This window comes from Synechococcus sp. CB0101, from assembly GCF_000179235.2.
Lineage (GTDB): Bacteria > Cyanobacteriota > Cyanobacteriia > PCC-6307 > Cyanobiaceae > Vulcanococcus.
On the sequence record NZ_CP039373.1, the window covers coordinates 686150 to 705897 of the forward strand.

Annotated in this window: 19 protein-coding genes; 11 read left to right on the forward strand and 8 right to left on the reverse strand. The window is 64.8% G+C overall.

What is annotated here, in order from left to right; all coding sequences use genetic code 11:
- Positions 1–6: 6 nt before the first annotated feature.
- A complete protein-coding gene (locus tag CB0101_RS03780) occupies positions 7–1386 on the reverse strand; it encodes a YcjF family protein (protein ID WP_246833818.1) in 1380 nt (459 codons plus the stop codon).
- Between the two features lie 101 nt (positions 1387–1487).
- Between CB0101_RS03780 and CB0101_RS03785 the strand changes: the two genes are divergently transcribed.
- The 5 genes from CB0101_RS03785 (at position 1488) to CB0101_RS03805 (ending at position 5422) form a co-directional block, all read left to right on the forward strand.
- Positions 1488–2438, forward strand: a complete 951-nt coding sequence (locus CB0101_RS03785) for a cation diffusion facilitator family transporter (protein ID WP_050778763.1) — start codon at positions 1488–1490, stop codon at positions 2436–2438.
- A 4-nt stretch (positions 2439–2442) separates the two neighbouring features.
- The gene (locus CB0101_RS03790; RefSeq protein ID WP_246833819.1) at positions 2443–2913 is read left to right on the forward strand and encodes a hypothetical protein; all 471 of its coding nucleotides are present in this window, start codon (positions 2443–2445) and stop codon (positions 2911–2913) included.
- A 48-nt stretch (positions 2914–2961) separates the two neighbouring features.
- Positions 2962–3465, forward strand: a complete 504-nt coding sequence (locus CB0101_RS03795) for a hypothetical protein (RefSeq protein ID WP_010307746.1) — start codon at positions 2962–2964, stop codon at positions 3463–3465.
- Positions 3466–3531: 66 nt separating this feature from the next.
- Positions 3532–4560, forward strand: coding sequence for a tryptophan--tRNA ligase (gene trpS / locus CB0101_RS03800; RefSeq protein WP_010307743.1), 1029 nt, complete (start codon positions 3532–3534; stop codon positions 4558–4560).
- Positions 4561–4792: 232 nt separating this feature from the next.
- Positions 4793–5422 (forward strand): glycoside hydrolase family 104 protein, encoded by a 630-nt coding sequence (locus tag CB0101_RS03805; RefSeq protein ID WP_136644228.1) that lies wholly within the window; start codon positions 4793–4795, stop codon positions 5420–5422.
- Here CB0101_RS03805 and CB0101_RS03810 read toward each other — a convergent pair.
- Complete coding sequence (locus tag CB0101_RS03810; protein ID WP_010307734.1) at positions 5413–5808, reverse strand: DUF2605 family protein; 396 nt, start codon at positions 5806–5808, stop codon at positions 5413–5415. The two genes, CB0101_RS03805 and CB0101_RS03810, sit on opposite strands and share 10 nt — an antisense overlap.
- A 196-nt stretch (positions 5809–6004) precedes the next feature.
- On the opposite strand from CB0101_RS03810, the gene thrS reads away from it, so the two are divergent.
- The 6 genes from thrS (at position 6005) to CB0101_RS03840 (ending at position 15076) form a co-directional block, all read left to right on the forward strand.
- Positions 6005–7717, forward strand: a complete 1713-nt coding sequence (gene thrS, locus CB0101_RS03815; protein WP_010307728.1) for a threonine--tRNA ligase — start codon at positions 6005–6007, stop codon at positions 7715–7717.
- Positions 7717–8715 carry a glucokinase gene (gene glk / locus CB0101_RS03820; RefSeq protein ID WP_010307726.1) on the forward strand — a complete coding sequence of 333 codons (999 nt, stop codon included), beginning with the start codon at positions 7717–7719 and terminating at the stop codon, positions 8713–8715. Before thrS ends, glk begins: the two co-directional genes overlap by 1 nt.
- A gap of 31 nt (positions 8716–8746) precedes the next feature.
- On the forward strand, positions 8747–9709 hold the full coding sequence (thrB, locus tag CB0101_RS03825) for a homoserine kinase (protein ID WP_010307723.1): 963 nt from the start codon (positions 8747–8749) through the stop codon (positions 9707–9709).
- Between the two features lie 126 nt (positions 9710–9835).
- On the forward strand, positions 9836–11458 hold the full coding sequence (locus tag CB0101_RS03830) for an NAD(P)H-quinone oxidoreductase subunit 4 (protein WP_010307720.1): 1623 nt from the start codon (positions 9836–9838) through the stop codon (positions 11456–11458).
- Between the two features lie 52 nt (positions 11459–11510).
- Positions 11511–13625 (forward strand): M3 family metallopeptidase, encoded by a 2115-nt coding sequence (locus tag CB0101_RS03835; protein WP_010307717.1) that lies wholly within the window; start codon positions 11511–11513, stop codon positions 13623–13625.
- A gap of 38 nt (positions 13626–13663) precedes the next feature.
- Positions 13664–15076: a hypothetical protein gene (locus CB0101_RS03840; protein ID WP_043717400.1), complete on the forward strand. Its 1413-nt coding sequence runs from the start codon at positions 13664–13666 to the stop codon at positions 15074–15076.
- Here the strand turns inward: CB0101_RS03840 and CB0101_RS03845 are convergent.
- From CB0101_RS03845 to CB0101_RS03870, 6 genes are read right to left on the reverse strand one after another with little or no spacing between them, the layout of a single operon-like run.
- A complete protein-coding gene (locus tag CB0101_RS03845) occupies positions 15015–16130 on the reverse strand; it encodes a hypothetical protein (protein WP_010307500.1) in 1116 nt (371 codons plus the stop codon). The two genes, CB0101_RS03840 and CB0101_RS03845, sit on opposite strands and share 62 nt — an antisense overlap.
- On the reverse strand, positions 16127–16681 hold the full coding sequence (locus CB0101_RS03850; protein WP_010307498.1) for a hypothetical protein: 555 nt from the start codon (positions 16679–16681) through the stop codon (positions 16127–16129). Before CB0101_RS03850 ends, CB0101_RS03845 begins: the two co-directional genes overlap by 4 nt.
- Positions 16671–17369, reverse strand: coding sequence for a DUF6629 family protein (locus CB0101_RS03855; protein WP_010307496.1), 699 nt, complete (start codon positions 17367–17369; stop codon positions 16671–16673). The genes CB0101_RS03850 and CB0101_RS03855 overlap by 11 nt, the downstream gene beginning before the upstream one ends.
- Before the next feature lie 53 nt (positions 17370–17422).
- The gene (locus tag CB0101_RS03860; protein ID WP_010307490.1) at positions 17423–18043 is read right to left on the reverse strand and encodes a triacylglycerol lipase; all 621 of its coding nucleotides are present in this window, start codon (positions 18041–18043) and stop codon (positions 17423–17425) included.
- The gene (gene folB, locus CB0101_RS03865; protein WP_010307487.1) at positions 18040–18414 is read right to left on the reverse strand and encodes a dihydroneopterin aldolase; all 375 of its coding nucleotides are present in this window, start codon (positions 18412–18414) and stop codon (positions 18040–18042) included. The genes CB0101_RS03860 and folB overlap by 4 nt, the downstream gene beginning before the upstream one ends.
- Complete coding sequence (locus CB0101_RS03870) at positions 18411–19742, reverse strand: glutamate-5-semialdehyde dehydrogenase (protein ID WP_010307477.1); 1332 nt, start codon at positions 19740–19742, stop codon at positions 18411–18413. Before CB0101_RS03870 ends, folB begins: the two co-directional genes overlap by 4 nt.
- Positions 19743–19748: the final 6 nt, after the last annotated feature.

The window sequence follows — 19748 nt, forward strand, 5'->3', positions numbered from 1 at the left end:
AAGGATTCATGAAGCCTTGAGCGTTGGTGTGTTGCAGCTCTGTTGCAACCACTGCTGCGCCTGTTGAAGGAAACCAGGCCAATCGAGCTTCTCTTCCTCGGCCGCTCGAGCCACCAGCAGAGGCGCTTGCTGCTGCAACAGCCGCTCCAACTCAGCCTCGGGTACCCCGGCAGCGAGGGCCATGTAGTCGGCCATGGCACGCCCCACCACACGGGTGAGATAGGCAGCGCTGAGCGCCTGAAGCGCACCACCCACCAGCCAGGTAGCTCCGTGCAGCTTCACCACAGCAGCCAGAGCCTGGCTGCTCCACTCCACCACCCCCAAGGCCAAGCAAGCCTTGGCGAGATGCAGCGCAGCCGCCTGCAATTGCTCCAGCGACCAGGGGCAATCCCACAAACGAGCCATCTCCTGGAGCATCAGGCCATTGGCGGCCGCCAACACCAGCAGATCAAGGCTGGGCACAGGGGCCACCACCACCCCAGCGGCCACGGTCCACTGGGTGCGTTGCACCAGCTGCTGCCAATGGCGGCGGCGCAACGATTCGAGGGCCACCTGCCAGCTGCTGTGCAGCTCCTCCAGGCAACGCTGCTGGGTAAGCCGCAATCGCTCAGGGCCCATCGCAGCGAGTGCGGTGGCAAAGGGTTGCAAATCACGGGCGCAGGTGTCGCTGGCCTCAGGTGACCAGGGCCAGCACTGCTCGCTGAGATGACTGGGCAGCTGGCGCTGGAGCTGATGCAACGCCAAAGCCCAATCGCCCGGCGGGCGATCCACCAACAGCACCACGGGTTGGTCCTCCGGCAAGGCCTCAAGCCAGCGAAGATCCGCCGCTGACAGCGGCAAGGCCAGGCGATACACGACCAGATCGCAGCGGCGAAACGCTTCCGGCCACTGCCACTCGGCACTGGCTGGAGGCAGGGGCTGGCTGCGCAGCACCCTTAGGGGCAAGGGCGAAGGGCAGTGCTGAAGCAGCTGCGCTTGCAGGACCTCACTCCAGCCCCCACTGCCCACCAGCGCCAGTTGCAGATGGTTGTCGTCCTGGCGTTGGCGCAGCTGCTCCAGCTGATCGCGGCGCTGCTGCTGCGCCAGCGGATCGCTGTCAGCCTCGAGCCGCTCAAAGCTGTCCAACACGGCTTGGCAACGCTCGAGCCAGCCCTCCACGCTCGTGGGTAGGGCCTTGCCCGAGGGCCGCAAGCGGCCGCTGAGCAGCCAGAGACCAGCAGCCGCTGCACTGAGGCTGATCAACGACGAGAGGGTGCCCTGGCTGCTCTCCAACAGGATCACGCCTCCACCTAAGCCGGCAGCCAGTGGCCAGAAGCGACGCAGCGGCTTGATCAACGCCGCTTGGAGCAACGACGACGGAACAGAAGAGGCCGGTGGCGAGATCAACGGCTGCAGGGTCCAGCGGATGCGCCGGTTCTCTTTAGCTCAGCTGGTGTGCACTGCCCAGACCCAATACCTTGGGGGCACTGTTGCCAGCCTGCCGGGCTATGGGAGTCGCCAGCACGGGCGGAGCGCCATCAGCCGCTGCGCCGCAACGTGATGACAACCGCCGGGCGGTGCAGCGGGTGCTGCTCATCGCCCTAGCGGTGAATGTGTCGATGACCCTGCTGAAGCTGGTGATCGGCCTGCTCAGCGGCTCCCTGGCGGTGCTGGCTGATGCCATGCACAGCGCCACCGACGGCCTCAGCAGCCTGCTGGGCCTCATCACCAATGGGCTCTCCGATCCCAAGCCGGATCGAGACCATCCCTACGGCCACGACAAATATGAAGGACTGGGGGCGGTGGCGATCGCCGGCTTCATCTTGTTCACCGCCTTCGAGATTCTCAAAACTTCGGTGGAGCGCATCGCCGCGGGCCTGCCTCCACTGCGGCTGGATGCACAGGATTTAGTGCTGCTGCTGATCGTGCTGGGCTGCAACCTGCTTCTGGCGGGCTATGAGCGCAGCGAAGGCCGGCGGCTGGGAAGCCAACTGCTGCTGGCCGACGCCAAACACACCACCAGCGACATCTGGACCACGGTGGTGGTGCTGCTCGGCTTGGCTGGCGTGCTCACGCTCGGCATCAACTGGCTGGATGTGGCCATGGCGGTGCCGCTCTGTGTGCTGCTGCTGCGGGCCTGCTGGCAAGTGCTGCGCAGCAATCTGCCCTGGCTGGTGGACCAGATCGCCATCGCCCCGGAAGCCATCCATGAGGTCGCGATGGCAGTACCTGGCGTGCTCAACGTGCACGACATCGCCAGCCGCGGCGTGCTGGGCCAACGCGTGTTCATCGAGCTGCACATGGTGGTGGATGCCAACGATCTGCCGACCGCCCATCGCATCACCGAGCTGGTGGAGGACCATCTCGAGGCACGCTTCGGTCCGGTGCGCTGCACGATTCATCTCGAGCCACGCGAGTACGCCATCGCCGACATCACGTTCCGCGGTGCCCATGGCTGAGCTGGTGAGCACCCTGACGCCGCGGCTGCAGCGCCAGCTCAGCGAGCTGCTCGGCGTGCAGCAACAGCAGAACCGCTGGCATGGCGCCCTGCCGGTGCTGCTGCTCGATCGCTGTTGGCTGCAGCTCCAGCGGGTGGGGGTGGAAGACCTGGCCCGGGTCTTGCCACCGGACAGCAGCGGCGAGGCGCCGGAACTCGTGCGCTTCCGTGAGCTCCGTCAGCGGGGCGTGGACCATCTCGATGCCCAGGAGCGCTGTTGGGAGGAATTCGGGCGTGAGAGCTGCAGCCTGGCCCTCCGGCGCTTCTGGGAAGCCCAAGAGCGAGGACACCACGGCTGGACCTTCAGCGCCTACTTGCATCTGCTGGAGCGCTATCGCCACTTGATCGAAGCCGATGGCCCCAGTCCGATTCCCCTGCTGGTGCTGGCGCGGAGCAGCAGCCTGGAACACCACCAGCTGCAGTGGTGCTGGCCCTGACCACCAGCCATAGGGCACACTTGCGCCTGATCATGCAGGTGTGCGGCCATGGCCGACGGCGATTTCCAACCCAGCTCGAACGACCGCTTCCGCGGCGACCGTGGTCCCCGTCAAGGTGGTGGATCCCGTGATGGCGGCGGTCGCGAGGCCGGTGGCTTCCGCATCCGCCTGAGCGACAACGAAATGCGTGCCGCCCGTGCCGTGCAGGAGGCCTTCGGCCTGCGCTCCACCGTGGCAGCTCTGGGACTCTCCATCCGCACGGTGGCTCAGCTGCTGGAGGAGGGCAAGCTCGATGAGGTTGTGGCCCAGCACCGTGCCAGCGGTGGTGGGCGCCCCGGCGGCGATCGTCGCGGCCCGCGTCCGGAGCGCGGTGAGCGCCCGGCCTCCAGCCGCCCCAACCCCTTCGCACGCCCGGCCAAGCCGGTGAGCGCGGCCCCTGAGGTGGTGAGCGAGGTGGAAACCGAAGCCGAAAGCGCGGCCGAAGTCGTGAGCACCGAGGTCAGCGACGCAGCAACCGAAGCCAGCAACGAAGCCGCCGCAGCGGAAGCCTGATCGAGGCAGGGCGGGCTCGCCGGTGACGCCTCCAGGCAGAATCCGGCGACTCGCCAGCGACCACAGATGCCAAGGGCCCGGGTTCTCTCAGGGGTTCAACCCACCGGATCGCTTCACCTGGGCAACTGGCTCGGCGCCATCCGCAACTGGGTGGACCTTCAGGACAGCCACGACACCTTTTTCTGTGTGGTGGACCTGCATGCGATCACGGTTCCCCACAACCCGGAGCAACTGGCGGCCGACACCCGCAGCACGGCGGCCTTGTATCTGGCCTGTGGCATCGATCCCGCCAAGGCCACTGTGTTCGTGCAGAGCCATGTGCCGGCCCACAGCGAGCTGTGCTGGCTTCTGAACTGCGTGACTCCGCTCAACTGGCTGGAGCGGATGATTCAGTTCAAGGAGAAGGCTGTGAAGCAGGGCGACCAGGTGTCGGTAGGCCTGCTCGATTACCCGGTGCTGATGGCCGCCGACATCCTTTTGTATGACGCCGACCTGGTGCCGGTGGGCGAAGACCAGAAGCAACACCTGGAGCTGGCTCGCGATATCGCTCAGCAGCGCATCAACGCGCGTTTCGGCCCGAAGGATGCCGACGGCGAACCGATCCCCGTGCTGAAGGTGCCCGAACCGCTGATCCTCAAGGAGGGGGCGCGGGTGATGAGCCTCACCGATGGGCGCAGCAAGATGAGCAAGAGCGATCCCAATGAGGGCTCCCGCATCAACCTGCTTGACCCGCCGGAGCTGATCACCAAGAAGGTGAAGCGGGCCAAAACCGACCCAATCATGGGCCTGGAATTCGGCAATCCGGAGCGACCCGAAACCGACAACCTGCTGGGGCTCTATGCGCTGCTCAGCGGCAAAGGGCGCGATGCCGCCGCCGCGGAGTGCGCCTCCATGGGCTGGGGCAGCTTCAAGCCTCTGCTCGCCGAAACACTGGTGGAGGCGCTGCGGCCGATCCAGGAGCGCTATAGCGCCCTCAGCAACGATCCGGCTGAACTGGATCGGGTGCTGGAGCAGGGCAGTGAACGCGCCAACGCCGTGGCCGAATCCACCCTGGAGCGCACCCGCCAAGCGCTCGGCTTCCTGCCACGCCCCTGAAGCCCGGGCCCAGGGTGATCAATCCCAAAGAAAAGATAAAGGCGCCTGATCGTTCCCGCTGACGGCGCCGCAACCGGCACATACCCATCTCGGCAGTCGCAGCAGCGTCTCAGGCCGTCAAGATCCGACCAAGCACATCTGCGTCTCATTTGTCCAGGCCGGTCAGGGGCCTCTCGTGCCGCCCCCTCGCGCAGCTGCAGGCTCGTCAGACCTTGTCGTCCTGCCCTTGCGTCTGCGTCGTCATCTGCCCTCCACGTCCCGGCCTACACCTGCCTCCGGAGCCGCCACAGCCCTTGGCCTCCTGCTCCTGGCCGCAGGATCGCTCGTGGCCCCCTCCCAAGGGCACGAGGCAGCCGAAGAGGTCAGCAGCGCCGCAGCCCGCAGCACGGCCGCTTACGCCATCACGCCGCAACGGCGGGCCCTGCTCAACACGATTCGCTATGCGGAAGGCACCTGGAAACAGGGCCAGGCCGGATACCGCACCCTCTATGGAGGCGGACGTTTCCAGAGTCTGGAGCGTCATCCGGAGATCGTGGTGGTGAAGCGCTACACCAGTGCTGCTGCCGGGGCTTATCAATTCCTGCCCACCACCTGGAGTGAAGCCGCCAGCAAGCTCCAGCTGGCCAGCTTTGATCCCGAGAGCCAGGACCAGGCCGCTCTCTATCTCGTGGACCGTCGCGGGATGTTGGAGCACATCGACCAGCAGGGACTCACCCGGGAAGCCATGGCTGTGCTGGCGCGGGAATGGGCGTCCTTCCCCAACCTGGCCGGCCGCAGTGCCTACGGGCAGCCCGTCAAACGGGCTGATGAGCTCCAGAGCTTTTACAGCAACAACCTCAAGGCCCTGGCTGATCAGGCCTGAGGCTCTGCGTCTCCGCGTCCATCCGGGGGCAGTGCCACCCCGGCGATGCGCAGCATCGAGGAGAGGTTCCACACACGCATCATCAAGCGGTGCCAGGGGGCCATCGCGTCCATATCCACGGCCATGGGCGTGGCACAAGCCGCACGCAGCGCGCGGGTTGCGGCGATGGCTTGAAGGGCTTCCTCCAGCTTCAGGCGGAGCGACTGCTGCTCAGCGGCGGGCAACAGGTGATCGGGCGTGAGCTCCAACAGCACCAGGCCCCGCTGAAACCAGAAGCAAAAGTCGTCGAAGAGCGACTGCAACAACTGATCCAACAGCTGTGCCGGCTCGGAATCGGGATCCGGGGCAGGCGGCTGGGCGGAGGGTGGCGGGGAGGAAAGGTCCATCGCCAATCAGCGTAGGAATCGGCCCAAATCCCCTGCGTAGGATCGGGGTTGCTACCCCACAGCCGTGACCGCGACCCGCCCTGCCGCATCAAGCTCCTCCGGCAGCGTCGCAACCACCACGGCAACGACCGAAGCGGCACCCATCCATCTGCCGAAAACCAGCGAGAGCGAGCAGCTGCTGCGCATCCGCCACTCCATGAGCCATGTGATGGCCATGGCAGTGCAGCGGCTGTTTCCCAAGGCGCAGGTGACGATCGGTCCTTGGACTGAAAACGGCTTCTATTACGACTTCGACAGCCCCGATCCCTTCACCGAGGCCGATCTCAAGGCCATCAAGAAGGAGATGATCAAGATCATCAACAAGAAGCTTCCTCTCGAGCGCCTTGAGGTGAGCCGCGCGGAAGCCGAGACCAAGATCAAGGCCCAAAACGAGCCCTACAAGCTCGAAATCCTCGCGGGCATCAACGAACCCATCACCCTCTACACCCTGGGGGAGGAATGGTGGGACCTCTGTGCCGGCCCCCACGTGGCCAGCACTGCTGAGCTGAACGCCAAGGCCTTTGAGCTGGAAAGCGTGGCCGGGGCCTACTGGCGCGGTGATGAGAACAACGCCCAGCTGCAGCGCATCTACGGCACCGCCTGGGAAACCCCAGAGCAACTCGCCGAATACAAGCGCCGTCAAGAAGAGGCCAAGCGCCGCGATCACCGCCGCATCGGCACCGATCTCGATCTGTTCTCCATCGAAGACGAAGCCGGCGCTGGCTTGGTGTTCTGGCACCCCCGCGGCGCCCGCATGCGCCTGCTGATCGAGAACCTCTGGCGCGAGCTGCACTTTGCCGCCGGATACGAGCTGCTCTACACGCCCCACGTGGCCGACATCAGCCTCTGGAAAACCTCAGGCCACCTCGACTTCTACAGCGAGAGCATGTTTGGGCCGATGCAGGTGGATGAGCGGGAATACCAGCTCAAGCCGATGAACTGCCCGTTCCACGTGCTCACCTACGCCAGCACCCTGCGCAGCTACCGGGAGCTGCCGATCCGCTGGGCCGAGCTGGGCACCGTGTATCGCTACGAGCGTCCCGGGGTGATGCACGGCCTGATGCGCGTGCGCGGCTTCACCCAGGACGACGCCCACGTGTTCTGCCTGCCGGATCAGATCAGCGACGAAATCCTGGCGATCCTCAACCTCACCGAGCAGATCCTCTCCACCTTCGATTTCCGCCATTACGAGATCAACCTCTCGACGCGGCCTGAGAAATCGATCGGTGAAGACGCCGTCTGGGAGCTGGCCACCCAAGGCCTGATCGAAGCTCTGGATCGCAAGGGCTGGGCCTACAAGATCGATGAAGGCGGTGGTGCCTTCTACGGCCCCAAGATCGACCTCAAGATCGAAGACGCCATCGGGCGGATGTGGCAGTGCTCCACCATCCAGCTCGATTTCAACCTGCCGGAGCGGTTTGATCTCGAATACGTGGCCGCCGATGGCTCCAGGCAGCGGCCGATCATGATCCACCGCGCCATCTTCGGCTCGTTGGAGCGGTTCTTCGGGATCATGACCGAGAACTACGCCGGCGATTTCCCCTTCTGGCTCGCCCCCGAGCAGATCCGGTTGTTGCCGGTCACCGATGAAGTGCGCGATTACGCGGCGGGGGTGGCAGCCGAGCTCCAGGCCGCCGGCGTGCGAGCCAGCATTGACCATTCCGGTGATCGCCTCGGCAAGCTGATTCGCAATGGCGAACAGATGAAGATCCCAGTGCTGGGTGTGATCGGTGCCAAAGAGGCCGAGAGCGGCCAAATCAGCCTGCGCAGCCGGCGTGATGGCGATCTCGGCAGCGTGGCCGTGGCTGATCTAGTGGCGGCTGCGGGCCGCGCCAATCAGGATCGGAGTGCAGGTCTGCCCCTGGGCTGATGACCACCCTCCTAGCCGGCGACATCGGCGGCACCAAAACGCTTCTGGCGATCTACACGCTCGATGGCGGCCAACTCCGCCAGCAGCGCACTGAACGCTTCGTGTCGGCGGACTGGGCCGATTTCGCCGAGCTGGTGAATCATTTCCTGGCCGCTGAACCCGCACCGAGCCGCCCGAGCCACGCCTGCTTCGCCGTGGCCGGGCCCGTGCGGCAAGGCCGGGTGAAGCTCACCAACCTCCCCTGGCAGCTGGAGCAGACAGCCCTGGCCAGCAGCTGCGGGTTGGAGCAGGTGGATCTGGTGAATGATTTCGCCGTGCTGATCTACGGACTGCCCCATGTGCAAGCCGATCAACACACCCCGCTGAAGCCTGCAGCGGGAGGCGCTGATCCCCAGGCTCCTGTGGCGATCCTCGGTGCCGGCACGGGACTGGGCGTGGCGATCGGTGTGCCCACCGCTCAGGGGCTGCAGGCCATGGCCAGTGAGGCCTCCCACGCGGAATTCGCACCCCGCAACGAGGCCGAATGGCAGCTGAAATGCTGGCTCAAACAGGATCTGCAGATCGAGCGGGTCTCCATCGAGCGGGTGGTGAGCGGCACGGGCCTGGGGGAAGTGATGCGCTGGCTGCTGGCCACCGATCCAGACGCCGCAGGCCATCCCCTGGCGAGCATCGATAGCAATGACCGCCCCGCGGCCACCGCCAGTGCGGCGGCTGATGGTGATCCCCTGGCCCGCCGCGCCATGGATCTCTGGCTCGGCGCCTACGGCAGCACCGCCGGTGACCTGGCCCTGCAGACCCTCTGCAGCGGTGGCCTGTGGGTGGGAGGGGGTACGGCGGGAAAACTGCTGGAGGAACTGCGATCCGAGGCCTTTCTGGGCCCGCTGCTGCAGAAGGGTCGGCTCAGCCCGGTGCTCGAACAGGTTCCCGTGCTCGCCCTCACCGATCCGGAGGCCGGGCTCTTCAGTGCGGCCTGCCGCGCCCGGATGCTGATGGGCTGAGTGGGACACTGGCCCCAGCAGAACCGACCGTATGGTCCGCCCCCGCATCGGCCAGGGGGTTGTGGTGGATGTCCCCGCCACGACAGCCAACCTGGGCCCCGGCTTTGACTGTCTGGGGGCCGCCCTGGATCTCAACAACCGCTTTGAGATGCGCTGCATCGAGGGCGACGGTGAGCGCTTTGAACTGGTGATTGAAGGGAGCGAAGGCTCTCACCTGCGGGGCGGTCCCGACAACTTGGTGTACCGAGCCGCCCAGCGGGTGTGGAAGGAAGCCGGTGAGCAGCCGATCGCCATCGAAGCGCGGGTGCGACTGGCGGTTCCCCCGGCGCGCGGTCTGGGCAGCAGCGCCACCGCGATCGTGGCCGGACTGATGGGGGCCAATGCCCTGATCGGCGAACCGCTCAGCCGCGAAAAACTGCTCGAGCTCGCCATCGATATCGAAGGCCACCCAGACAACGTGGTGCCCTCGTTGCTGGGCGGTCTCTGCATGACCGCCAAGGCGGCATCGCACCGCTGGCGGGTGGTGCGCTGCGAATGGTCGCCGGAGGTGCTGGCGGTGGTGGCCATTCCCTCGATCCGGCTATCCACGAGTGAGGCGCGGCGGGTGATGCCCAAGGCGATCTCGATCGCCGATGCGGTGACCAACCTGGGCTCACTGACCCTGCTGCTGCAGGGGCTGCGCACGGGCAACGGCGACCTGATCGCCGATGGCATGCACGACCGCATCCATGAGCCCTATCGATGGGGCCTGATCCAAGGCGGACGCCAGGTGCGTGAAGCCGCGCTGAACGCTGGGGCTTGGGGCTGTGTGATCAGCGGAGCCGGGCCGAGCATCCTCGCGCTGGCCAACCGTGATCAGGCCGGCGCCGTGCGACGGGCGATGGTGCGGGCCTGGGAAAGCGAAGGCGTGGCCTCCCGGGCTGAAGTGCTCCAGCTGCAACAGATCGGCAGCCGCTGGAACACCATCCCCGACCGCGAGACCAACACCCCTTAACGACCCTGGCCAACGGCCCAGAAGCCAGGCCAGGAAAAGCCTAAGTAGAAATACCCAGCTGTTAGATTCACCCCTCTCATGGCCTGATCCTGGGATGGGAGCAGCCATCAATGCGATGAGGTCTTCATGGACGCCCTTTTGCCCCTCTTCGCCGCGTCCTCCGGGCTTGCCAGCTCGGCTTTCGGTGATGCAGCCGTGGCAGAAGGTCTGCTGGCAGCGCCTACCAGCTTTCCCTGGCTGAGCCTGATCACCCTGCTGCCCGTTGCGGTCGCACCGCTGTTGATGGTGCTCCCTGGGGATGGCACCGATCCCAAGCTGCCCCGCACCATCGCCCTGATCACCCTGCTGGTGGATCTGGGGCTGATGCTGTTTGTTTTCAGCCAGCACTACGACGGCTCGATTGCTGGGCTGCAGCTGGTGGAACGCTTTGCGTGGGTGCCAGCCATCGGTCTGGAATGGTCTCTGGCCACCGATGGACTCTCCGCACCGCTGGTGGTGCTTTCCGGACTGGTGACGCTGCTGTCGGTGGCGGCCAGCTGGAACATTCAGAAAAAGACGCGCCTCTACTTCGCCCTGCTGCTGGTTCAAGCTTCAGCCCAGGCGATGGTGTTCTTGTCTCAGGACTTCCTGCTGTTTTTCCTGGCCTGGGAACTGGAACTGGTGCCCGTGTATCTGCTCATCGCCATCTGGGGCGGTCAGCAGCGCCAATACGCCGCCACCAAGTTCATCCTCTACACCGCCACCGCCTCCCTGTTGATCCTGGTGAGCGGCCTGGCCCTGGCCCTCAATGGCCCCTTCACCCTCAACCTCAGTGAGCTGATCGCCCGCTCCCCCGGCGGCACCTTCGGATTGCTCTGTTACCTGGGCTTCCTCGTGGGATTCGGCGTGAAGCTGCCGATGTTCCCGCTGCACACCTGGCTACCCGATGCCCATGGTGAGGCGAATGCACCCGTGTCGATGCTGCTGGCGGGCGTGCTGCTGAAGATGGGCGGCTACGCCCTGCTGCGCTTCAACGTGCAGATGCTGCCCGAAGCGCACCTGGTGCTGGCTCCGGCCCTGGTGGTGCTGGGCATCGTCAACATCGTGTACGGAGCGCTGAACGCCTTCGCCCAGGACAACGTGAAGCGGAGGATCGCCTGCAGCTCGGTGAGTCACATGGGCTTCGTGCTGCTGGGCATCGGCGCCATCGATAGCCTCGGCATGAGCGGGGCCATGCTGCAGATGATCAGCCACGGTCTGATCGCTGCCGCGATGTTCTTCGTGACCGGTGTGTTCTACGAACGCACCAAAACCCTCTCGATCCCCAACATGGGCGGACTGGCCAAGGTGCTGCCGATCACCTTCGCCTTCTTCCTCGCCAGCTCCCTCGCCTCCCTGGCCCTGCCTGGCATGAGCGGCTTTGTGAGCGAAATCACCGTGTTCCTTGGTCTCACCAGCAACGCCGATTTCACGGTGGGCTTCCGGGTGATCGCGGTGGTGCTCGCGGCCATTGGTGTGGTGCTCACCCCGGTGTATCTGCTCAGCCTGTGCCGCCGCGTGTTCTTCGGCCCCCGGATCCCTGCTCTGGCCGTGCTGGGCGATATGAAGCCCCGCGAGCTGGTGATCGGTCTCACCTTGCTGGTGCCCACCCTGGTGATCGGCTTCTGGCCGCGGGTGGCGATCGACGTGTACGAGGCCTCCACCACAGCCCTCTCCGACACCCTGGCTCAAACAGCCGTGGTGGCACTTCGGCTACCCGCCCTCGGCTGAACCGCCAAGCTGTTGATCCTCAGGCTGAAATGGAGCTGATCCACCGAGGCCCATGAGCACCGCCACCGCATCACGCCCCGAGATCCTGCGCGGTGAGGGGCTGCCCCGCTTTGAGGAGATCACCCCAGAGGCGGTGAGCAGCGAGATCCCCAAGCTGATGGCGGAGCTCTCAGAGGAGCTCACGGTGTTGGAGCAAGATCTTGAGCGCGCCCTGAGCAAAGGCACGCCGCTCAGCTGGGGTGCCGTGATGGATCCCTTGCAGCGCCTGGGGGAGAGGCTGCGTTGGAGCTGGGGAGTAGTGAGCCACCTCAATGGCGTGTGCAACAGCCCGGAGCTGCGGGAAGCCCACGCGGCCCAGCAGGCGGCGGTGGTGCAATTCGGCAACCGCGCTGGCCAAAGCCAGGTGATCTACCGGGCCCTCGAACATCTCGAGCAGCACAGGCAGACGCTCGATGCCACGCAGCAGCGCATCCTGGCCGCCGAATTGCGCGACATGCAGCTGCGGGGTGTAGGCCTCAGTGGTGCGGAACAAGACGCCTTCAATGCCGCCAGCCAGGAGCTCGCTGAGCTCTCCACCCGCTTCGGCAACCAGGTGCTCGATGCCACCAACGGCTGGACCCTGAAACTCAGCGACCCTGCTCAGGTGGATGGCCTTCCCGCCAGCCTGCTGGATCAGCTGGCCCAGGCCGCTCGCCAGGCTGGCGACACCGATGCCAGTGCCGAAAAGGGCCCCTGGCTGCTGGGCCTCGACATGCCCCGCTATGCCCCCTTTCTCAAATACAGCCGCCGCCGCGACCTGCGCGAGCAGGTGTATCGGGCCCACGTGAGCCGCGCCTCCGGCAAAAACGGCGACGCCCTCAATAACTGGCCCCTGATCGAGCGGATCCTCACCCTGCGGGGTGAGCAAGCGCGTCGCCTCGGCTACGCCAATTGGGCGGAGGTGAGCCTCGCCGCCAAAATGGCCGACTCCGAGGCCGCCGTGGAAGCGTTGCTTGAGGAGCTGCGCGATGCCGCCCAGCCTGTCGCCAAGCAGGAGTTGCAAGCTTTGGCGGACTGTGCCCGCCGCCAGGGAGCCGCAGAAGCCGCTGATCTACAGCCGTGGGATGTGAGCTTCTGGGCCGAAAAGCTGCGGCAAGAGAGCTTCGAGCTCGATAGCGAAGCCCTGCGGCCATACTTCCCGCTGCCGCAGGTGCTGGAGGGGCTGTTTGACCTGTGCCAACGCCTGTTCGGCATCAGTATCGAAGCGGCCGACGGCGAAGCGCCGGTGTGGCATCACGATGTGCGCTACTTCCGCATCCTTGACGGCGGGCAACCGCTGGCGGCCTTCTACCTCGATCCCTACAGCCGGCCCGGCAGCAAACGCGGTGGCGCCTGGATGGATGAGTGCCTCGTGCGCTCCCGCAAAGCCGATGGAACACCGGTGCTGCCGGTGGCTTACCTGATCTGCAACCAGAGCCCCCCGGTGGGCGACACCCCCAGCCTGATGACCTTTGAAGAGGTGGAAACCCTCTTCCATGAATTCGGCCACGGCCTCCAGCACATGCTCACCACCGTGGAGCGCCCCCAAGCCGCGGGCATCAATGGCGTGGAATGGGACGCGGTGGAGCTTCCGAGCCAGTTCATGGAGAACTGGTGCTACGACCGTGCCACCTTGATGGGAATGGCCCGCCACTGGCAAAGCGGTTCACCTCTGCCGGAAGAGGACTACCGCAAGCTGCTGGCAGCGCGCACGTTCATGGGCGGGGCCGCCACGCTGCGGCAGGTGCACTTCGCCCTGGTGGACCTACGGCTGCACAGCCAGTGGCATGCCGGATGCGGCAAGAGCCCCGAGGAACTGCGCCGCGAGATCGCTGAAAGCACCACGGTGCTCGCGCCGATCGACGATGACGCCTTCCTCTGCTCCTTTGGCCACATCTTTGCCGGTGGCTACGCGGCGGGTTACTACTCCTACAAGTGGGCCGAAGTGCTGAGCGCTGACGCCTTTAGCGCCTTTGAAGACGTTGGGCTGGAGAACGAAGCGCAGATCCGCGAAACGGGTCGGCGTTTCCGCGAAACGGTGCTCAGCCTCGGCGGCAGCCTCGATCCCAAAGCGGTGTTTGAGGCGTTCCGTGGCCGCCAGCCCAGCAGCGATGCTCTCATCCGCCATTCAGGGTTGGTAGCCGTCTGAGGCGAGTCGGCACAGGATGGGGCGTTGATCGAACCTCGATGGCGCCCCTGCTGCGTGATGGCGATCCCTTGGCCCTGGTGGAGCCGTGGCCCTGTGATGTGCCGCTCACAGGATTTGAGGATGCTCTCGAGCGCAGCGTGTTTCGCTCAGGGCTCAGCCGCGCCGATTGGCTGAAACGACTGGCTGAGGATTGCCATAAACCCCAACTGTTGCCGCTGCTCTGGCTGCTGCCGAGCCGCTGGAAACTGGCGCCCGCCCAGCTCCCGGAACGGCTCCAGGCCCTGGCGGGGCTGCTGGAGCGTGGCCTCCTCACTCCAGCCCTGTTGGCCGCCCTTGCCGACGACCTCCCCCACCTGCTGCCGCCGGCTCAAAGCGGCCAAGCCGATCCGCTGGCCCTGTGGAGCAGCCAAGGCCAGCCCGCACTTCCGCAGCAGCTGGAGGCGTTGCTCGCCACTGGCAGCGATCAAGCGGCTGGCGAGGCCACTGGCGAACGGCCACCCAGAGGCCACCCACTCAGTGGCGGGCTGCTCTGGCAGAACGTGGGTCTGACCTACGAGCAAACCGCCGGGGAACGCCAGCGCAATGCCCGCACGGCCCGGGTGTTGAACCGGCTGGGGGCGAATCGATTGCAACGCAATGCAGCTGCATCACCGTGGAGCATCGATGGGTGCAGCAGTAGCTGCGCCTGGCTTCAGCACTTGCAGCAGCATGGGTGGAAGGCCGAGGCTCGCCTGCGCTGCAGCGTGGCCAGCTTCGGGCTTGGTGCCAGCCTGCCGTTGGAGCAGGGCGGCTGGAGCCAGGTGCCCCTGGCCCTGCCGATCCGCACTGGCCTCCTGGGAGACGACGGCCAGGAACGGCGCGCCCTGCTACCCCACAGCTGCCTGGAGCTGAACCTGCGCCAGGGCGACCTGTTGATCCGGCTGCAGTACTACCAAGGCACCGAGGGGCTCTGCGGTTGGGAGGGGCTCAATGACCTGCATCGCCCCTGGCAAAACGATCGCCACAACGGCACCGTTCGCTATTTCGGGGAGACGTATACGGGAGAACGGCTCCTGCAGCTGTTGGAACTCTGTGAGCTGATCGCCCTGGTGCACAACCTGGAAGCCAGTGAGCAGCAGCTGGTGAAAGGGGGCTATGGATCGCTGGGCTTCTGCATCGACAGCTCAGCGCTGATTCAGCAGGTGATGGAGGGGCGCTGTCAGCTGTTCCCTGTGCTGATGGGCGGCATCTGGCGCGAACGGTTGCGGCGCCGCTCCAGCCAACTGGAGCCGCAGGCCGGGCCATGGCTGCAGGCCTACCGCCAGGCCCTCCTCGACCTTCCCCATGACGGCAGTGTGCACGGCAGTGCTGCAGATGAGGCGTTGCAGCGGCTGCGCCACTGCCAGCCAATCAGCAGTCCGTTTGCACTGGTGCAGGAACTGACTCAGGCAGCGCCGCCACAATCGCCTTAACCACCGGCAGGCGAAAGCGATCAGCGAAGGGACCAAGGCTGCCGTTGTGGTTCAGGCCGGCAATCTCCCAACGCTGGATCTGACCCTGGGCCCAGGCTTTGTTCCAATTGGAGAGCGGTAGCAGGGGTAAGCGGCCTGGATAGGCCAAGCGCCCAAAGGCAGCCACGGGGTCATGGCTGCCCACGATCTGGGTGATGCCCGCCAGTTGATGCAGCTGCTGGTTACCGCTGAACACACCACAAAAGCTCACGATGCTCACGGCGGAGCGGGTGATCCGGCGCAGGTAATCGCCCACCCCCATCGCCATCTCGGCACCTCCGCTGTAGCCCAACAGCACGATCGAGCACCGTTCATTCGGCTGAAAACCAGCTTCGGCCAAACGCAGACTGATCTTGAGAGCCAATTCGTAGTTGAGGATCGGGCCATAACGCCGGTCCGACGAAATGCCCACCTTGATCACATTGTTGGCCTGCACCAATACAGCAGCCAAGAGCTGGATCCAACCATTGGGATGCTGCTCCTGGAGGGCAAACAACCGCCTCCAGAACCAGGCGCTCCCGGCATCTTCTGCCAAAGCCACCGGCATCACGGTGTAGGTTTCCAAGCCGCGCACCAACAGGGCATGGGCGGGAAGGTGCTGTTCCAGCACTTCCAGAAAGGCAGACACCCTGGGCGGGTGATCCCGCTCCAACTGATGAATGCCATCGAGATACACCAGGTAACAGCGATCACCAGTCCGCTGGGCTGACGAGGGCTCGGTTCCTGCGGAAGGAAACAAACTGGCTGGGGCCGGCAGACCATCCAACCAACCCTCCCAAAAGGCGAATTCACTCACCAGTGAATAGATGCCTGCAGCCGGGATCAGCACCAACAACAACAGGCCACTGACCTGGAGCAACACACGCAGATCAGCCGGCGAGAGCAAGCTGCGCAGGGCCAACAGCAGATGGCCAACGCCGATCAGGTTGACACCCAGCCCGACGGCCAACACCAGAATCAACAGCTTCAGATTGAAGCGTTGGACCCAGGGAAGAACGCGGCTGGCAGGGCTCATGGCACACCCAGCTCAGAGGCCAGCATCGCATAACTGCGCTGCCAACTCTGGCGAAACAACAGCGCCACCAACACCGCAGCCAAAACATACCCCGGCGTACACAGAATCACACTCTGATCCCAGGGCAAATCAAAGCGCACATGCACAAAGGTGATGACGTTGAGATGCACCATCACCCAAATCACCAGCCCGATCGTTTCGCCGATATACGGAGCAGCGACGGCGAGATAAAAACAGGCCGGCAGAAGGCAGGTAGCGATCCCATCCACAAAGGCGCTGGGATGCACAGGATTCGAGCCATAGAGCCTCAGAAGCACCATATCAATGGAGCTGGTGAGCAGAAAAGCCACGGCGAGCATCAGGGCATCAAGGCCCAAGCGCCAAAGGATCTGGCGGGTGGTGAGGCGATTCGCCAGCAGGGCAAACACGTGGGATAGCGACATCGAAACCCCCACCACCAACAGCAAACCCAATCCGAAATCGGCCTGAATCAACCAGCCACCCAAGGCATCAAGGCCGCGTTCGATCCAGTGGAGCCACTCACCGAGCATGGCGAAGCTCAGGACGATTCACGATCCAAATCACCACAATCGAGAGCACGGCGCAATAGAAGCACCACACCGAATTAAACGTGGCGCTATAGGTGAGCCAAGTGAGAAAGATGGAGACGAAAATCAGCACACCAAACAACTTCACAGCCTTATCCGCCACAGCGAGGAGCGGCAACACGATGAACCCCCAATACAGCAACTCACCAACGGGCTGGGTATTAATAAAATTATGGACAATGCTGTGCAGATTAGAGACGTCGTACAGCAAGCGACCGGTGCTATGCACCGCTGGTTGGACGGCCGGCGGATCAAACAACACCGGGAGATAGAACGCCACGCCCAGAACCGTGCTCACAATCGCCACCCAGCGCAACCGGTGTTGCAAGCCGTGGGAATCGGTGCTGCGACTGATCGACCAGGCGCTCCACGGGATCCACACCATCCAGAAGCAATAGGCAAAGAAGAGGAAACCCAACCCAGCCAGAGTGGTGAGCGGCTCGATGCGCCCCTGATCCAGGGCGGTCCACTCCAACCCCTCCACAAACTGCTGCACGCCGAAGAAGAAGGGCACCAGCGCCAGAGGAACGTAGTTCGGTTGCTGGTTGCTGCGAGCGAGATGGGTGCTGTAGAGGCCGAGAGGCATCAACACCGCTGAGGCCGTAAAGCTCGCGGATGCCGAAAAGCACATGGCTGGAACAGGAGATCTGCACTTCTGTTAGCCGGAACGATCGGCTCTGGCAATCAAGCGCCGGCCTGTTGGGCGGCATCGGGAGCCAACAGCAGATCCGAAACCGCACCAATGGCCCGGGGATGCACGATCAGCTGCCGGTGGGTCCACACCGGCAGCTGCTGGCGTGACCCCAGCGGCAACACCGCCCGCCAGCCGGGCACCACCGTGAGATCGGTGGCCGTGAAGAGGCTGTGGCACTCCAGGCCATCGAGCAGCAACGCTTGACTGCGTAGATCACGCAACAGGGCACTGCCGATCTTCATGTCGGCGATGCCTGCAAACCAACGCCTGGGCACGAGCTGGGCGGCGAGGGTGCCGTTTTGAGGGCTTCCTAGGCAGACAAACCGACGTGTGCGCCGCCAACCACCGTGCTCCTGTAACCAGGTACGTCCAATCACACCGCCCATCGAAAACCCAAACAGATCCAGCTCCTGCTCGGGTCCAAAGCGTGCTTCGAGCAACGAGGCCAGCTGGGAAGCCAACTCACGGATCGGCACCATCCCGAGCCGATGGGGCAGGTGGGGGGCATACAGCTCCAGCGAAGGGCTGCGGCGCAACAACTCCGCTTCAAGACCGCGAAACAACCGTGGCGTATCCCAGAGCCCATGCAACAGCACAAGCGGACGGGTCATGGCAACCAGCGCCGAGAGCGTTGCACCGCCACGATGCCGGAGAATCCAGGCACTGGGGCCTGACATTTACGCAATTCCAGCCAGATCGGCACCGGTCCGTAAAGGTCTTCCAACACCTGAAGAATCCGATCACTCCAGTGTTCAAGGGTGAGGCAGCGCAGGCCGCGGGCCTGAAGCTGCAGCGCCTGAATCGCCCGGCTGTAGTCGAGGGTCTGGCTCAGATCGTCGGCAACCGCGGCGGCTGTTAAGTCCCAGCCCAGACTGAAATCCAGCTCAAACCACTGGCCCATTTGGCGCTCGTGTTCCAACACCCCCACATGGGCCCAGAGCCGGAGACCACGCACAACCACCCGATCGGCAGACGCACTCACAGGGGTCGATCGCGGTGGGTGAAGCTGCGCTCACCAGAGGCATAGTCGGCAGCGATGTGGCCGTCACCGCGCATCAGGTAGCGATAGGTGACCAACCCCTCCAACCCCACGGGCCCGCGCGGCGGCAAGGTTTGGGTGGAAATGCCCACCTCGGCGCCAAAGCCGTAGCGGAAGCCATCAGCAAAGCGCGTGGAGCAGTTGGCATACACGCCGGCACTGTCAACGCTGCGCAGGAACGTCTCCGCGGTGTTGGCATTGGTGGTGCAGATCGCTTCGGTATGGCGCGATCCGTACCTCCGGATGTGCTCGAGCGCCTGATCCAGGGATTCCACCACCCTCACGGCGAGAACGAGGTCGGAGTATTCACGGCGCCAGTCGTCGTCATTGGCCCCATGGCTGACACCCAAAGCCAGGCAGGCGGCATCGCCGCGCAGCTCCACGCCAGCGGCGGCAAAGGCCGGCAGCGCTGCCGCCAGAAACGCCGCTGCGCTCTGCTCATGCAGCAGCAGGGTTTCGATCGCGTTGCAGGCAGCGGGGTATTGGGTTTTCGCATCAATGGCGATGCGCACCGCCTGATCGATCTCCACCTCGCGGTCGACATACAGATGGCAGATGCCATCGGCATGGCCCAGCACCGGAATGCGGGTGTTGTCCTGAATGAAGCGCACCAGCTCATTGGAGCCGCGGGGAATGATCAGATCCACCAGCCCATCGAGCTTGAGCAGGCCAAGACTCTCCTCGCGGGAGGTAAGCAGCTCCAAGGCCTGCGGATCAACGGCACTGGTGGCCAGGCCGGCGCGCAGGGCCTCGAGGATGGCTGCGCAGCTGCGGCTCGCTTCCCGGCCGCCCTTGAGCATGGCGCCGTTACCGGAGCGGATTGCCAGCGATGCGATCTGCATCACCGCATCAGGGCGGGCCTCGAAGATCACCCCGAGCACCCCCAGAGGCACGCTGATGCGCTCGAGCACCAAGCCTTGATCGAGTTCGCGGTGCAGCTGGCGCACACCCAGGGGGTCGGGAAGTTGCGCCACCTGGCGCACCCCTTCGATCGCGCCGGCCAGCTTGCCGGCATCGAGCTTCAGGCGTCCCACCAGCGCTGGAGCCAGGCCATCAGCCGCGGCCGCATCGAGGTCGGCTTGATTGGCCGCCACGATCTGATCCGCCGCAGCTTCCAACGCCGCGGCCATCGCCTCCACCGCCTGGCGGCGTTGCTGATCGCTGAGGCGACCCAGGGCCATGGCGGCCTGCCGCACGGCGGCGGCCCGTTGCAGCAGATCAGGGGTGGGATCAGGAACGCTCACAGGCGCAGCGGGCACTGGGCGCATCATCCCAGC